Source organism: Agrobacterium tumefaciens, assembly GCA_025560025.1.
Classification (GTDB): Bacteria; Pseudomonadota; Alphaproteobacteria; order Rhizobiales; family Rhizobiaceae; genus Agrobacterium.
The window spans coordinates 1,172,476-1,188,434 of the sequence record CP048486.1; the positions used below are offsets into that span (position 1 = coordinate 1,172,476).

General features: G+C 58.8%; 14 protein-coding genes. 1 reads left to right on the plus strand and 13 read right to left on the minus strand.

The annotated features are described in order from the left end of the window. Positions 1-29 precede the first annotated feature (29 nt). Positions 30-788, minus strand: coding sequence for a helix-turn-helix transcriptional regulator (locus FY152_19325; GenBank protein UXS35114.1), 759 nt, complete (start codon positions 786-788; stop codon positions 30-32). 112 nt (positions 789-900) lie between these two features. Between FY152_19325 and FY152_19330 the strand changes: the two genes are divergently transcribed. Next, a complete protein-coding gene (locus FY152_19330; protein UXS34292.1) occupies positions 901-1,818 on the plus strand; it encodes an NADP-dependent oxidoreductase in 918 nt (305 codons plus the stop codon). Between the two features lie 87 nt (positions 1,819-1,905). Here FY152_19330 and FY152_19335 read toward each other — a convergent pair whose 3' ends face one another. From FY152_19335 to FY152_19390, 12 genes are all read right to left on the minus strand, one after another. Beyond that, complete coding sequence (locus FY152_19335; protein UXS34293.1) at positions 1,906-3,153, minus strand: glucarate dehydratase; 1,248 nt, start codon at positions 3,151-3,153, stop codon at positions 1,906-1,908. Further along, complete coding sequence (locus tag FY152_19340; GenBank protein ID UXS34294.1) at positions 3,153-3,950, minus strand: sugar phosphate isomerase/epimerase; 798 nt, start codon at positions 3,948-3,950, stop codon at positions 3,153-3,155. The genes FY152_19335 and FY152_19340 overlap by 1 nt, the downstream gene beginning before the upstream one ends. Next, complete coding sequence (locus tag FY152_19345) at positions 3,947-4,981, minus strand: hydroxyacid dehydrogenase (GenBank protein UXS34295.1); 1,035 nt, start codon at positions 4,979-4,981, stop codon at positions 3,947-3,949. Before FY152_19345 ends, FY152_19340 begins: the two co-directional genes overlap by 4 nt. Continuing rightward, positions 4,978-6,147, minus strand: coding sequence for an SGNH/GDSL hydrolase family protein (locus FY152_19350; GenBank protein UXS34296.1), 1,170 nt, complete (start codon positions 6,145-6,147; stop codon positions 4,978-4,980). Before FY152_19350 ends, FY152_19345 begins: the two co-directional genes overlap by 4 nt. Before the next feature lie 15 nt (positions 6,148-6,162). Next, positions 6,163-6,912, minus strand: coding sequence for an SDR family oxidoreductase (locus FY152_19355; protein ID UXS34297.1), 750 nt, complete (start codon positions 6,910-6,912; stop codon positions 6,163-6,165). 17 nt (positions 6,913-6,929) lie between these two features. Continuing rightward, positions 6,930-9,260: a DUF4962 domain-containing protein gene (locus FY152_19360; GenBank protein ID UXS34298.1), complete on the minus strand. Its 2,331-nt coding sequence runs from the start codon at positions 9,258-9,260 to the stop codon at positions 6,930-6,932. 71 nt (positions 9,261-9,331) lie between these two features. Beyond that, positions 9,332-10,861 (minus strand): extracellular solute-binding protein, encoded by a 1,530-nt coding sequence (locus tag FY152_19365; protein ID UXS35115.1) that lies wholly within the window; start codon positions 10,859-10,861, stop codon positions 9,332-9,334. 60 nt (positions 10,862-10,921) lie between these two features. Then, positions 10,922-11,803, minus strand: a complete 882-nt coding sequence (locus tag FY152_19370) for a carbohydrate ABC transporter permease (protein UXS34299.1) — start codon at positions 11,801-11,803, stop codon at positions 10,922-10,924. A gap of 11 nt (positions 11,804-11,814) precedes the next feature. Then, positions 11,815-12,744 (minus strand): sugar ABC transporter permease, encoded by a 930-nt coding sequence (locus FY152_19375; protein ID UXS34300.1) that lies wholly within the window; start codon positions 12,742-12,744, stop codon positions 11,815-11,817. Then, positions 12,741-13,856, minus strand: coding sequence for a sn-glycerol-3-phosphate ABC transporter ATP-binding protein UgpC (gene ugpC, locus FY152_19380; protein ID UXS34301.1), 1,116 nt, complete (start codon positions 13,854-13,856; stop codon positions 12,741-12,743). The genes FY152_19375 and ugpC overlap by 4 nt, the downstream gene beginning before the upstream one ends. A 30-nt stretch (positions 13,857-13,886) precedes the next feature. After that, positions 13,887-14,597 (minus strand): GntR family transcriptional regulator, encoded by a 711-nt coding sequence (locus FY152_19385; GenBank protein ID UXS35116.1) that lies wholly within the window; start codon positions 14,595-14,597, stop codon positions 13,887-13,889. 426 nt (positions 14,598-15,023) lie between these two features. Next, positions 15,024-15,875 (minus strand): type 1 glutamine amidotransferase domain-containing protein, encoded by an 852-nt coding sequence (locus FY152_19390; GenBank protein ID UXS34302.1) that lies wholly within the window; start codon positions 15,873-15,875, stop codon positions 15,024-15,026. Between the last annotated feature and the right edge of the window lie 84 nt (positions 15,876-15,959).

Below are 15,959 nucleotides of genomic sequence, written 5' to 3' on the forward strand. Positions count from 1 at the left end.
AGAGAGGCGGTTCTGAAACGATCCGTCTTTCAGGCCAACTGGTCTTCCATGCCAAGAAAGCTGGTTGGCGTCATGTTCGTGACCTGCCGAAAGGCATGCGAGAACGAGGCAGTACTGGAAAAGCCGAATTCGGCCGCCACCCCGGCGATAGGGTTTCCTCTGGCGAGGTGATCCATGGCCTGCACGATACGAGCCCGTTGCCGCCAGGCCTTAAATGTCAGGCTTGTCTCTAAAGGAAAAAGCCTGCTCAGGGTTCGGACCGATGTCGCGGCTCTCGAGGCCAGTTCCTCAATGTTCAATCTGTTTTTACGGTCGTCCAGAGCCATATTGGCGACACGTATCCCGATCGTGCTCGTTGGCAGCGGCAGGAATGTGGGGGCATGGGCGGTGGATGTCAGTTCGTGTAGCATGAGCCTTGCAATGAGTTCGGCCTTCTCCTCCTCGATCTCGGCGACGAAAGCTGCCTCGAGCAGGGATTGCATGAGCGGGGTAACATGCAGGGCAAATGTACGCTCAAGCGGCATCGGTGGCGCCCATGCTCGTGCTGCCGATGGCTCCCAATGAACCATCCATAATTCGGCATCCGTCAGGACATCGACGCGATGGGCAACGCGGGCAGGAATCCAGACTGCGAGCTGGGAGGGCACCAACCATCGGCCCTCTTCGGTATGGACCTGCACCATGCCGGATGCTGCAAAGGTCAGTTGCGCCTCGTCATGGGCATGGATTGGCAAGCCGCCGCCGCGCTGCTTGAAGCCTCGTTGAAACATAAACGGACGTCCGGGCATGATTGGCCTCTCAGCGATGTCGATTGGCAGCACATCGATAAGGCGTTTGGCTAGCATGGAAAATGTCGATGGTCGAGGACTCATCGAAGCCGGAACAAAGGTGAGTGAAGATATGAAATCAGTGGTCATCAACGAATATGGCGACAACGCCGTGCTCACAGTTGCCGATGTTGAACGTCCGGAGCCGGGTCCCGGCGAGGTTTTGGTGAAGGTGCATGCGGCAGGCGTGAACCCCATCGACTGGAAGATCCGCAGCGGCGCCGGCCAGCGGATGGGCATGACCCTGCCGATCCATCTTGGCGGCGAGATCGCCGGCATTGTTGAAAAGCTTGGACCGGGCGTCAGCGAATTCAAACTGGGCGACGGTGTTTACGGCATCATCAAGGCTGGCGGGTTCTCGGAATATGCGGTCGCCAAAGTGACGGATATAGCAGGCAAACCTTCCAACCTGGAGTTCATCGAGACGGCTGCGGTGCCGCTCGGCGCCTTGACCGCGTGGCAGGCACTGTTCGATGTGGCCGGCCTTTCAAATGGCCAGCGCCTGCTCGTCACCAACAGCGCGGGCGGCGTCGGTTCTCTGGCTGTGCAGCTTGCCAGGGCGAGAGGGGCGCATGTCACCGCAATGGCGTCCAGCCGGAACGAGGCATACGTCCAAAGCCTCGGCGCGGACGAGTTTATCGACTATACGAAGCAGCCCTTCGAGCTGGTCGCTCGCGATATGGATGTCGTCTTCGACACGGTTGGAAGCGACACGTTCAAGCGGGCGTTCGCCACTCTCAAACAGGGCGGTTTTCTGGTAACGGCGGTGGCTTTCCCCAGCGAAGAGGACAAGCGCCATGGCATCGGCCTCGCGCGTGTGCAATGCAAGCCCGATGCGGAACAGCTCGCATCCATCCGCAAACTGGTCGAGGAGGAGAAGGTGAGGCCCCATGTGGCAACCGTCCTGCCGCTTGCGAGCATCGGGCAAGCGCTGGAACTGTCCGAAAGCGGGCGCACCCGCGGCAAGGTCGTTCTGCAGATCAGCAGCTAGGGACAGCGGTTTCGCATCAGCATGGATGGAGGCTCCGGCTCAAGCCGGAGCCTTTTCCTGGTCCGAAACATTGTGATCGGGTTCTGGTTACCAGCGCGGCACGCGTCTTTCATAGGCTGGATCGAAGAGCTTCATGTAAGCCGTGTCATCACGCTCTCTCATGGCTGTCTGCTCATAGAGTGCGGCAAGTTCGGAAAGCTTCTGCCGGTCGAGCGTGACGCCAAGTCCCGGTCCCTCGGGTACATCCAGCCGGCCACCCCGGAACGTGAATGGCGTGCCTTCGATGACGTCGACACCCGTCCATGGGTAATGCGTGTCGCAGTCGAAACTCAGGTTTGGCGTTGCCGCGGCCACGTGGATCATTGCCGCAAGGGTGATGCCGAGGTGGGAATTGGAATGCATGGAGACGCCAAGCCCCAATGTCTCGCAGACTTTTCCAAGATGGGTCGAGGCGCGCAGTCCTCCCCAATAATGGTGATCCGACAGCACGATCTGTACCGCGTTTTTGCGGAAGGCCGTGGCGATCTGGTCGAATTCCAGAACGATCATGTTGGTGGCGAGCGGGATGGACGTCGCGGCTGCAACCTGCGCCATCTGGTCCATGCCGATGACCGGATCCTCCAGATATTCCAGAACATTTTCGAGCTTGCGGGCAATGTAAATCGCCGTCTCCACGGTCCAGCCACCGTTGGGGTCAATCCGCAACGGATGATTGGGAAAGGCTTCCCGGAGCTTCAGCATCGTCTCGATCTCAAGATCGGGATGCAGAACGCCGCCTTTCAGTTTCAGCGACTGGAAACCGTATGTGTCAACCATCCTGCGGGCTTCGCCAACCATCTGGTCCGGTGTGAGAACCTCTCCCCATTCATCCGGCGCCTCGCCGATGTGGCCCGCAAATTTGAAAAACAGATAGGCGCTGAAGGGAACGCTGGTGCGAACCGCGCCGCCAAGCAGATCAGAGACCGGCCGCCCGAGAAGCTTGCCCTGAATGTCGAGGCAGGGGACTTCGAAGGCCGAGGCGACCACGTCCGTCAACTTGTGATCAGCCACCGCCGATTTGGCATTGATGCCGCCGCTGCCCGGCAATGCGGCGACGACGCGGGATTTCAGCTCGTGAAGATGAAACGGGTCCAGCCCGATGAGCGCCGGTGCCGCGCGCCGCAACCCGTCCAGCGCCTTGATGCTTCCGTAGCTTTCCCCGAGGCCGGCCGTGCCGTCGTCGCATATGACCTCGATGACGGTACGCAATGCATGGGGCTGATGGACGCCCTTGCAGTTCAGCAGCGGCCTGTCAGGAATGGCGACCGGTGTTAGGTGAATCTCGGCTATGCGCATCAAAAAGCTCCTTGTCGCCACCAGCTGCGCGCAGCTTTGAGCGCATCGTACAGCGGTGGCAGTTCGGGATGCCAGTGGCGTTCCCATTCCAGACTGAGGGGGATGTGTCGTTCGTCCGACTGTAGAATCGAAAGCAGGTCCGCCATGGGAAAATCACCCTGGCCGGGCAAAACATAGCGTCGCCGACCATCGCTATCCGTCTTGCTGTCCTTGACGTGCAGATGGACGATGTTTTTCGCGATATGGTGCCAAAGGGTCTTAAGATCGCTGCCTTTGGCCCAGGTGTGGTGGGTATCCCATAAAATCCGTGCTGTCGGCACGCGTTCGATGAAGGTGAGAAGCTGATTGAAATCCGCCAGCGCATCGTGGGTCTCGATCATCAGATCGACATTCAACCCGCGGGACTGCCGCCGCGCACGCCAGTCCTCCAACAGCGCTGCTGCGCGGTTTATCTCGTCCGGTGTCAACCGTTTGCCACCGTCGAAGATGCGCAAATAGGAAATGTCAGCAGCTTCTGCCCAGTCAATGAAAGGCTCGATGGCGGCGAGATCGGTACTTCCGAAGAGCCGAATGGACGTGTTGAGAGCGGCAATCTTCAGATCGCGTTCGGCCAGAAATGCTGCAAACGCCGCAGGTGTGCCAAACTCGGAGGCGAGGGCCGGGATCAGCTCGACCGTGCCGGATAGTGCGCGCAATTCCACGGTCGCAATATCGTGTCGTTGCGCCAGATCGGCTGTCTCATGAAGGCTGAGCTCGGAGCAGCCGAGGGTCGAAAAGCAATGCTGGAAAATGTTCATGCCATACGCTCCATATCCCGCTTATGGACTGGATGAAGCGGGGCAAGCCCCGCGATGAAACGTTCGATCTCGGTAATGGCAAGATCGGACAGCGCCCTTAACTCATTGCCCAGCGAGCCGGCGATATGCGGCGTGAGGATGACATTGGGCAAATCGTAAAACGGGCTGTCCGTCGGCAATGGTTCCGGTTCCGGTGTATCGATGAGAATGCGCAACCGTCCTGAAACTGCCTCTGTCAGCAATGCGTCATGATCGACCAGCCAGCCCCGCGCCGTGTTGATGAAAATGGCATGATCCGCCATCAGCGCCAGCTCGCGGGCGCCAATCATATGGCGGGTTTCGGGCAGGATCGGTGCATGCAGGGACACGACGTCGGACCAGGCGAGAAGCGCGTTGAGCTCCATTTTCGTCGCGCCAAGTGCCGCCGCCTCATCCACCGAAAGAAAAGGGTCGTAAACGGCGATTTCGAATTTGCCGCGCGCCAGCATCTCCATGACCAGCCGACCAATTCGTGAAGCGCCGACAATACCGATCCTGCGGGCATGATTGCCGAGATGGGGCAGGTTCATGCCTCGCCTGCTGCCAAACCCACCGGTGCCGCGCTCGGCCCTGTGTTCGTCGCGCAGACGAAACACATCCTTGCCGCACATGATGATGGCCGCATAGGTAAATTCGGCAACCGGAACGGCCATGGCGGATGCCGCCGTGGTGATGAGAATATTGGACGTTTCCCAGAATTCGCTGGGTGCAACCGTTCGCACCGAGGATGCGGCATAGGCGATCATTTTTAACTTTGGCGCACGGGCGAGGCGCTCGCGCGTCAAGGAAGGTGTACCCCAGGCGGCCAGCAGGATATCCGCTTCGGCCAGCGCCTCGGCCCCCGTTGCCGTGTCGAAATCCGTATAGGGGAAACCGGGGATGATATCCGTCACCGCATTCAACCGTGCCCATTCGCGCGTACCGAAGAAACCTTCCGGTAGTTCCTGGCGCATGGCGATTAAAAGCCGTGGTCTCTTCTGAAATTGTCTCATACGCGCACCGGACTTGAAACAGGACGAACATCGATGCGGCCAACCTCGATTTCGATCGGTCGGGAACCGGGCCGCAGGATGACATCGAGAAAAAGCTTCGGAGGCGCTTCACCCGGCCTGAGTTTCAGCGGAGGAGTCCTGAGCGCTCCGCTCCATTGGGCGGCCGGGAAAGGGAAAAGCGAGCCGTTCATCGCGCGGAAAGGCGCAAGTGCGATTGCTTCCTGCCCTTCGGCTACAGCATCTTTCAGCCGGAGCGATATTCCGAGCACGTCCCCATGCGCCGGCACCTCCACATCGCATATCGCCTCCACCCAGAAGCCCGTGCCCGGATGGACAAGCTGCCCGCCGAGACTATGGCTTTGCTCACTCGTTTCCGTGACTGTCAGGGCTGAAAAATCCGATGCCAGATTGCCTGTCGGGTTGTTTACCGGGTCGAAACGGTCGTCTTTTGGCAGGATGCGGGCCGGCGCGCGCGGCACGATCGTTTCGAGATAGGTCGCAAGCCGCTTTCCGACGGCAAAAGCGCCGGAAACGGCAAAATGGGTGCCGTCATCGGAATAGCCGGAATAGGGCTCGCCAAATTCACTTTCGGGGTCAACCCACGCCGAATTCCAGTCGAAGACATGGCAATTGGCGTGGCCGGCGGCAAATTCGGTGCTCTGCCGGTTGATCCAATGCGCCTTTGCCCGTTCCGCACCGCCGGCCGGCCATTTCCCAATGCCCCGTGCGAGGATCGGAAGCAGGATGACTACCTTGCCCGCGTCGAGCAGAGCCGAGACGATCCGCGCCCGCGTATTGGCAATCGTCTGGCGTGTTTCCACCATCATGTCGTTGGTGCCGGCATCGACGATGGTCAGATCGAAATCCGATTGCAGCAGTCGCGGCAGCCGCCGTTCAATCTCGATCGCTTTCTGGCCGGAAACCCCGAAATTGAGGCCGGAAAAGAACCGGCTGACACCCGGCCGGTTGCTCGGCTCCCAGCCAGGCGGCACGCTTAAATCGTGGTACACAGGGCAGCAAAGCCTGCCATGCGACAGGACCTCCGCCCAGCTCATCCAGCCGCGTGCCGATGTGGCAAGCGAGCTGGCGTCACCAATATGGTTCTGCTGGACGAGCGAGGTGCCGAGAATGGCAATCCGGCTCGCCCTTGGTAACGATACGGACATGGTTTTACCGGGATATCAGGAGAACAGGACGCCGCCATTGATGTCGTAGCAGGCGCCGGTGATATAGGCGGCATCGTCGGATGCGAGGAAAGCCACCAGACCGGCAACGTCTTCGCTTGAGCCTTCCCGCTTCAGCGATGTGGCACCCGCCACCCTTTCACGCACCTCCGGTTTGGTGAAGGTGTCATGGAAGGTGGTCGAGATCATGCCCGGGCAAACGGCGTTCACGCGAATGTTCGGGCCGGCTTCCTTGGCAAGGCCGCGGGTAAAGGTCATCACGGCACCCTTGGAGGTCGCATAGGCAAGCGCGCCCGGACCGCCGCCGTCACGGCCAGCCTGCGACGAGAAGGTGACTATCGCCCCGCCCTTTGCCATTTTAGGCAGTGCGGCCTTCGCCGTCAGGAACAGCGACGTCAGATTGACGTCGAGGACCTGATGCCAGAAGGCTTCGTCCATATCCGCAATTGTCTTGCGGGCGATAAGGCCACCGGCAACATGGACGAGGCCATGGATCTCGCCGAATTTGTCCGAGGCAGCTGAAATCGCGGCCTCGACTTCGCCTGCATTTGTCAGGTCGGCCTTGATTGCCAGAGCCGAACGGCCAAGTTTTTTGATTTCGGCAACGGCCGTGGCCGCACCCTCGGCCGCACCATTATAGGTGAGAACGACATTGGCACCTTCCTGCGCAAAACGAATGGCGCATGCCCGGCCGATATCCCGACCGGCGCCGGCGACAACAACGGTCCTGTTGGTAAAACGCTGCATTGGAAAACCTCGTATCATTAGAACTGCTTGGGGAGAGAGAGCTTGAAACGCTCGTCATCGACATCGCTGAAATAGATGTCGGTGGAAAAACCCTGGTCATCGATGAAGCTGAAGATGCGCTTCGGCTCCTTCAGGCTGTAAGGCACGAAAAGGGTGACAAGGCGATGCCGGGTTGCGGCCGGAACGGTGGCGCAGACATGGTGGTGAATGTCGAGCCCCTCGAATTCCTTAGGATCGATGTCGGGAAAACCCTCGACGGCGCTGATCTGTGGCGTGCCGGCTGACGAATAGACGAACTGTCCGTAAAAGCCCGCTTTCTGACCATTGTAGCGGAAGCTCGACCTGCCGGTCTGCGGTGCTCCAATCGTGTGGCAAAGCCATTGCAGTTCCTGTGGCTCTGAACATTCGACCTCATCGACAATCACGAAATAGCTGTCGTTGACGAAGTGGATTTCGCGCAGCACCTTTTGAACCAGCGGGTTCGCAACCTGGTAGGCGGCGGTTGCATCGCCGACGATGCGAACATGGCCGGGCTTTTCCTCGACCGAAACGATGCGGCCGGCGGCGCGGCGGGCAAGCGCCTTGTCCTTTTCGGCATATTGTCCCTTGCCGCCGATCAGCACGGCGTTTTTCGACCGTGTCTGGCGACGCCAGTTCAGATGCATCTGCGAATTGAACGCTACGTAATAGCCGGACTGGATCGCCAGATCCTCGCCATGGGCATAGAGGACAAAGGCATTCTGGTCGCCATGGCTGTGGCTCAGTGAACCATAGGGGCTGGATTTGAAGACAAATTGCAGATGCCGGTCCGGGTCTTCCATGTGCTTCTGGATGGTCGCCCAACCGATATCGTCGAAAACCGCGAGTGCGGGTAAATCGGCCGGTGAAACGGCTTCCACCTGTTGGTAGTCGTGGCGATAGACGAGATCGTCGAAGTTCAGATCCCACCAGCCGTAATTGTAAAAGGCCATTTCCGTGCCCGTCGCATCGGTCTTGATGTGATCGAAATACCATTGATAGTGGCCGTTGCCGGTAACGCCGGCAAATTGGCGGACGTTGTAGCCGAGCTTCAGGCCGGGAAGGTCGCCGAGCGTGGAGTCGTCGCCGAAATTGGCGCGACGGGTTCCCGGCGCCTTGGTATAAAGCGGGAAGCGCCCGGTATTCTGGAAAAACGGCCGCTGATAGAGATCGTAACCCATATAGGAACGGATCAGATTGGCAGCCTCGATGAGATAGGCCATGCCGGTCATCCAGTAGTGCGGACCTTCCGCCCAGCCACCATCGGTTCCGGCCCATGGGGAATAGAGGGTGGCGAGGAATTCAACGGTATAATCGAGCCATTCGCCTGCCTCGTCGCTTTCGCCCCGCAACGCGATGCAGGCCGGTGTCAGGACTGCCGAAAGCGAGCGAACCGCATGGCTGTCATAGGGAAACACGTGGATGCGGGCATGCGCGATGACATGGTCGGCAACCTCGCGTGTCCGTTCAAGCAGAACCGAACGCACGGTTTCTCGCTCGTCTTCGCTCAGATGGTCGTAGAGCCAGTCGTAACCCCAGGCGAGTGCGACGACGACACGGAAACCCGCCTCGTCATTATAGGCCCGGGAGGTCGCGCCTTTCGGATCCCAGCCGGCGACCGCCAGCAGCCACTTGCGGGATGCATCGAGCAGATCGTCGCGTCCAAGCACACGGCCCGCTATGGCCAGATGCCGGATCGCATAGATCACTTCCTGGCAGTCAATATACATCTGCCGCCAGAGTGTCGCGACGCGCATATTGTTGGGATAGGGCTGTGGTTCCGGCATGACCGGCCGCTCCAGCCAGGGTTTGACCGATTTTTCGTAGAATTCGGACCAGCCGCAATGGTTGGGGTCCTTTGCCACGGCGTCCGCGAAGGCGCTCAACTGCTCGGGATTGAGCCACAGCCTTGGATGGCTGGCATGGGCGGCGGCATGGCGCGCCTGCCTGCCGGGCAGCGGCGTTTTCGGCAGCGACGCGCCGATCTCGAAGCTGCGCACGGTGCTCCAGTTGGACTCCGGCGTTGCGGTGGTCTCATCCCACAGCGCATAACACCAGTGATAACGGCCTTCCGGCAAGGCCTCATCCGGCGTGAAGAAATTCCAGGCGAGATCTTCGAAGACGAGTGTTTTTTTGTCGGCGAAACCGGGATCGGTAGAAATGCGCAGCACGTAACGTGCGCCGTCGTCGATATCGGGTAGCCATGAAAAGCGCGGAGGGTTCTCCGTCGGTGGTGCTTCTTCGCTCGGCTCGTAGCCAATGGTCAATGAACCCGGCCGGGGTTCATCGAGAAGTGTCTGTCTGGATATGGCCGGGGCAGAGGGACGCATTGCGCTCTAACTCCTATGAAAACGGAAGGAAAAGGATGGCGGCGACAAGGCCGCCATCACGGTCGAAGGGTTTATTGCGCGGCCTTGTATTGACGGTCATAGGCCGATTGCATGATCTTGATGACCTCGTCGTAGCCGAGTGCGGTGAGGCGCTTCTTGTAGGCGTCCCAGCCGGTATCGACGTCCTGCGCGCCGAGAATCCAGGTCTGCTGCATCTCGGTCATGTAGGTGAGGATGCTCGGCCAGTAGCGGTCGAAGGTCGCCTTTTCCTCGGCGTTCAGGGAAACCCCCATGAACTCGTCCTTGAGGCAATTGCACTTCTCGTACATGTCGATGCCTTCGAGCGCGATCTTGTTCGTCCACTGGCGCTCATATTCGTAGTCCATCCAGTATCCGCGCGGGATCGCCGCACCGACGGCCCATAGCTGGGCATTCACCGGATCCTTGTTGGCGAGGATTTCCTTCTTGAATTGCGGCTTGCCGTCGACCATCTCGTAGGTCAGGCCCTCGACGCCGAAATTCGACAGGATGCGGCCCTGCTGCGAGAACCAGAAATCGAAATATTTGATGGTTTCGACCGGGTGCTCATTGGTCGCCGAAATGGCCCAGCCGACGGGCTGGACACGCAGGCGGCGGGAATCTTCGAAGCGCTGGCCGGAGACCGTTTTTGGCGGCAGCATCGGCTTTAGCGCAAAGCCCTCGATCTTGGGCGACAGCGCATCATTGTAGGTCGAGGTGCTGGCGAACCAGTCATGTGTCATGCCGCCGAGATTGTTGCCCAGAAGATATTCGCGCGAGCGCGCGCCGCGGGTGAAAATCTCCTTGTCGATCAGGCCTTCCTTGTACCACTTGGCAACATTGGAAATCCCGGTCTTGTAGTTTTCCTCCGCCCAGGGGTGACGCAGCTGCCCGTCATAAACGGCGAAGTCACCATAACGTTCGGATCCGGACACGCGCGCATCCCACAGATTGATGAGGCGGACGGCATCGATTTCCTCGCGGGCGAAATAGGGAACCTCATCCTTGAGGCCGTTGCCGTTCGGGTCCTTGTCGCGGAAGGCTTTCAGAACCTCATAGACTTCTTCCGGCGTTTCCGGCTGCTTGAGGCCAAGCTTGTCGAGCCAGTCCTGACGGATAAACCAGCCGCGCGAGAACTTGCCATCAGGCACATAGGGAATGAAATAAAGCTTGCCGTCCGGTCCGGAGATGGCGTTGCGGATTTCCTTGTGGCTGTCGAAGAAGGCTTTGAGGTTGGGGGCGTTTTCCTCGATCAGCTCATCAAGCGGAATGAACGCGCCCTCCAGCCCGTAGCGAATGAAGTCTTCCTTCAGTCCGCCGGAGGCGTCACCGCCGACGATATCGGGCAGGTTGCCAGAGGCGATCAGAAGGTTGAAGGCATCGCGGCTGCTGGTGGTTGCCAGCGACGCCACGTTGCGGACATGGATGTTGGTGATTTCCGCCGCCTTCTGCTCTACCGGCCATTTTTCCGAATAGACGTATTTGTCGCGGAAGTGGAAATGGATCGTCAGTTCCAGCGGGTCTTCGGTGATCTTGCCTGAATCCTGTGCCGATGCCGGCAAGGCCAGGGTCGCGGCTGTCATCAACGCCAGTAGGGGCGCGCCTTTTCGTAGTGCTCTCACAGGTTCTCCTCCCTTGTGCTGCTACTCTTTCACTCCGCCCAGCAGAATTCCTTTGGTGAAATACTTCTGCGCGTAGGGGTAAATGATGAGGACGGGAATGATGGAAGCGATCATGATCGCTGACGTCACCGTCTCGAACGAATAGTGGGCGGTGAGCAGGCTCGAGGCGAATTCGTCGTTCGAGTTCAGATCGACGATGACGCGCTTCAGATAGACCTGAAGCGGGATCTTTTCCTCGCCGCGCAACAGCACCATGGCCCAGAAATAACCGTTCCAGCGCGAGACGATGCAGAACAGCGCAACGGTGACGATGGCGGGTTTCGACAGTGGAATGAATACCTTCCACAGCAGCTGCAATTCGCTGGCGCCATCCATCTTGGCGGCCTCTTCGAAGGATTTAGGCACGGCTTCGAAAAAATTGCGCAGCAGAATGACGTTGAACGCATTGGCGGCAAACCCGAGAATGATGCCGAAGCGGCTGTCGAGAAGCCCGAGATCGCGCATGTTCAGGAAGAAGGGGATCATGCCGGCGTTGAACCAGAGCGTAAATGCGATGGCGATGTTAAAGAAGGTGCGACCACGCAGGCGTTTGCGCGAAAGGGCATAAGCTCCGGGGATCATGATCAGCAGGCTCATGAGCGTGCCGCCGAAGGTGTAGATGAAGGTGTTGCCATAGGCGACCCAGAACATCCTGTCGGACAAGACCCGGTCATAGGCGGCAAGCGTGACGTCGACCGGCCAGAGCGTGACGCGGCCGGCGGTGACGGCGGCGCCCGAGGAGAGCGAGACCGACAGCACGTAAATGAAGGGATAGAGCGTCGACAGGACGAACAGGCCGAGAAGAATGGCGTTTGCCCAGCCGAAAATCTTGTCGCCGCGGGAATAGAGATTGAAGTTTGCCATGTTTCAGCTCCTCACCACAGCGATGTCGACGAGACTTTTCGGCTGATGCGATTGGCCGAATAGACGAGAACGAAAGCGATGACGGCGTTGAACAGTCCGGCGGCCGTGGCCAGGTCATACTGGGTGCCCTGCAGGCCGGTGCGGTAGATGAAGGTGGAAACGACGTCCGCCGTCTCATAGGTGGATGGGCGATAGAGCAGGATGATATATTCGAACCCGACTTCGACCAGATTGCCGATGCGGATGATCAGCATGATCACGATTGTCGGCAGGATGCAGGGCAGGGTGATGCGCCACATCATCTGCCAGCGCGATGCGCCGTCCACCCGGGCGGATTCATAAAGCGTCGGGCTCACGCCGGCGATGGCGGCGAGATAGACGATGGATTCGAAACCTGCCTCCTTCCAGACCGACGAGCCGATATAAATGGGACGAAACCATTCCGGCTGGGTCAGGAAGTAGATCGGCTCAAACCCAAGGCCTTTCAGCAGAAGATTGACGATACCGATCGATGGCGACAGGAAATTGATGACGATGCCGGCAACGATCACCACCGAAATAAAGTGCGGCAGGTAAACGACCGTCTGAGCCCAGCGGCGTGCGACGCCATTTTGAACCTCGTTGAACATTAGGGCCAGAATGATGGGGACCGGAAAGGCGAAGATCAGTCCAAGGCCGCTGATCTTGATGGTGTTCCAGAAGGAGCGCACGAACATGTCATTGTGGAAGAGTTCGATAAAATTCGCAAAACCGACCCAGGGACTTTTTTCGATACCGCGAAAAATCGAGAAGTCCTGGAATGCGATGACCAGCCCGTACATGGGCTTGTAGAGGAAGACTGCAAACCAGATGAGCATCGGCGCCAGCAGCAGATAGAGCTGCCAGTCGCGGCGCATATCTTCCTGAAGATCGTGGAGGCGTTCCTGAAAGCCCTGTTTCATGCCAGCGCCTCACCTCTGGCCTTCAGCGACCTGCCGGTCGCCGCATCGAAGACGTGGATGCGCGCGGTATCAATACCGAGGCGGTTGACGCCGTTCAGAGTATGGTCGCCATAGAGTGTTTCGGCCTTGGCGATAAATGGCTGGCCATCGGCCGTGCCATGCAGGAGCGCTTCCGCGCCCAGTGGCTCCACGAGGTCGATGCTGCAATTTAATGTTTCACGACCCTCTTCGGTCTCTACCGACATGATTTCCGGTCGCAGGCCTAGCTTGACCGGCTGCCCTTCCGTGGCGTTCTTCGCGAAAGCTTCGGGAATGCTGAAGCGCTGGCCGGAACCGCCCGCAAGCACAACCTTCACGTTGCCGTCCCGCTTCTCGATGGTCCCATCGAGAAGGTTCATCGGCGGCGAGCCGATAAAGCTTGCGACAAACGTATTTGCCGGTTCGAGGAAGACCTCCATCGGCGAGCCGACCTGCTCGATATGGCCGCCATTCATGATGACGATACGGTCGGCGAGCGTCATCGCCTCGACCTGGTCATGGGTGACATAGATGCTGGTGGCCTGCATCCGCTTGTGCAGCAGCTTTATTTCGGCGCGCATGTGGGTGCGCAGCTTGGCGTCGAGGTTCGAGAGCGGCTCGTCGAAAAGGAAGATTTTCGGCCTGCGCACGATGGCGCGACCCATGGCGACGCGCTGACGCTGGCCGCCGGAAAGATCGGCCGGCTTGCGGGCCAGATATTCGGTGAGCCCCAGTATCTGGGCGGCTTCCGCAACGGCCTTGTCGATGGCGGCTCGTTTCTCGCCCCGGACACGCAGGCCGAATGCGATGTTATCGGCGACGCTCAGATGCGGGTAAAGCGCGTAGTTCTGGAACACCATGGCGACATCGCGGTCTTTCGGGGCGATCTTGTTGACCACCCGGCCGTCCATCGAAACGGTGCCGTCCGAGATGTCTTCCAGCCCTGCAAGCATGCGCAGCGTGGTGGATTTTCCGCATCCCGAGGGACCAACGAGGACAACGAATTCCTGCGGCTGTATGGAAAGATTGATACCGTGGACGACTTCGAGAGCGCCGTAGCGCTTGACGACATCGTTGATTTGAACTGCAGACATGAAAGGCCCCTCCTCAAAAGCCTTGAATGTTCAGTCAGGCGTCTTCGACCCCCGTGAAGCGCGCTTCCTCGTGACGCGCGTGTTGACCTGTTCGATGAAGGTCCAGATCTTCGGGTTTCTGGAGAGTTCTGCGATCTTGGTTTCGAGTGATCCGAGATGGCGCTGGACGGCTTCGCGTGCGGCCTCGACATCGCCCGACTCGATGGCGCTTACGATTGCCTCGTGCTCCCCGATCACCTTTTCGGTGCGGCGAACTGCAAAGACGCGCTTCAGGTGGCGCATGCGGTCCATTTCACCTTTCGCCTGATTGACGACGCTCCAGGCGCCGGGAAGGCGGGCTGCTGCGAAGATCGTGCGGTGAAACTCTTCGTCCAGCAGGAAGAAGTCCGTGAATTCCTCGTCTTCGGCTGCCGTGCGCTGCTGGGAAATGCAGGTTTTCAGACGGGCGATATCTTCAAGCGAATGCCGCTTGGTCGCCTCTATGACAGCGCCCTCTTCCAGCTTGAACCGGATGAAGCAGGCTTCCATGTAACGCTGAACGTCAATCGGCGAGATATAGGTGCCGCCCTGCGGCACGACAGTCACGAAACCTTCCTCGGAGAGACGGATGATCGCCTCGCGCACGGGCGTCTTGCTGACGTGAAGCAGCGCAGCGATCTCCTTCTCAGACAGCGCCCGTCCGGGAAGAAGCTTTACCTCGACAATCAGTTTGCGAAGCAGGGCATGAATCCGATTGGTCATGTTCCCGTCAGCCGGCAGATCTTGCGGGGTGACGAGTTCGGACAATGGCAGCGATGGAAATTCGACCGGGTTAGACATATCAATTACCAAACTGAGATATCAGATGTGGTTATGACATATCTGTTGTGTTTTGGTGAGTCAAGCCGCGTTGATCAGCTTGGTGGGTTAGGAGATCAACTTGGCTGAAGGGATCCAAGCTTACCGTGATGCCTCGAGACAGAAGTTTGCTTTTAACGCCAAACGTTTGCAGCACGATTTGGTACCGGAACGCTTGCGGGAGAGTCCTGTCCCACGTACTCGCCTCGATGGCAGATTTGCTAGTGAGGTCGTTCCGGTTGGAACGACCTCATCGCAGTCAAAGCAGAAGATTAGCCGGATAGTAAATGTGCTCGGCCGGACGAGCTTTTCTCTCCAACCCAACGGTCGTCACATCTTTGTTTTCAAACGCTTGAGGATTTCGCTTGCGACTTGATTCGCGGTTGCCGGGTTCTGGCCTGTGATCAATTCACGGTCAGTTACCATGTTCGGTTCGAAGGCCGTCTTGTTGCTGACGAAAATCGCGCCGGCTTGCTGCAGGGCATCCTGGGGATAGAACCTCATCTCACCGCCGCCAAGCAACGGCTTGGCCATTTCTTCTTCCTCATTGCTGAAGACGGTGACCCTGTATCCGGCATAAATCCAGTCGGCGGGGGTCTTCGGGGTCGCACCGGTCTCCAGGCCGTCTTTGAATGTAGCGGCATCGTTCAGAGTGGACATCAGGGCAATCGGCCCATGGCACATCAGCGCCGTTATCTTTCCCTCCGTGTGAAACTGCCGGAGAAGCGCGCCAAGTTCGGGGCTGACCAGCAAATCCTGCATGGGGGCATGTCCGCCCGGAACATAGACCGCGTCGAAATGATCATAACCGATCTGTTCGATGCGCGAGAGGCTAACGACGGGTGAAGCGCGCTCATCCAGTATCTTCAGTTCCGCAAGCAGGGCTTCGCCCGCGCGCATGGCTGCCTCGTCTCCGCCGAAATACATTTTGTCGATCGAGGTCTTGTCGACGGCCGGGATTTTGCCCTTCGGCGTTGCGAAGGTCACCTCGTGGCCGGCGTCGAGAAAGGCCTTCACCGGCTGCATCAGTTCATTGAGATAGAAACCGGTCTTGAAAACCTTGCCGTCCTTGAGATCAAGATGATTTTCGTCCGAGAGCACGACGAGGATGTTGGCAGCTTCGGCCTGCGCGCCGGCGAAGATGAGTGCAAGCGTTGCCGCAAGCGAACGGATCAGTTTCATGTCTGTCTCCTGGGGTGACTGATATCATCGGCGGCGGGGCCGCATGCATTCGATGAAGAGCATTTATTCTCTCCGAAGAAGGCG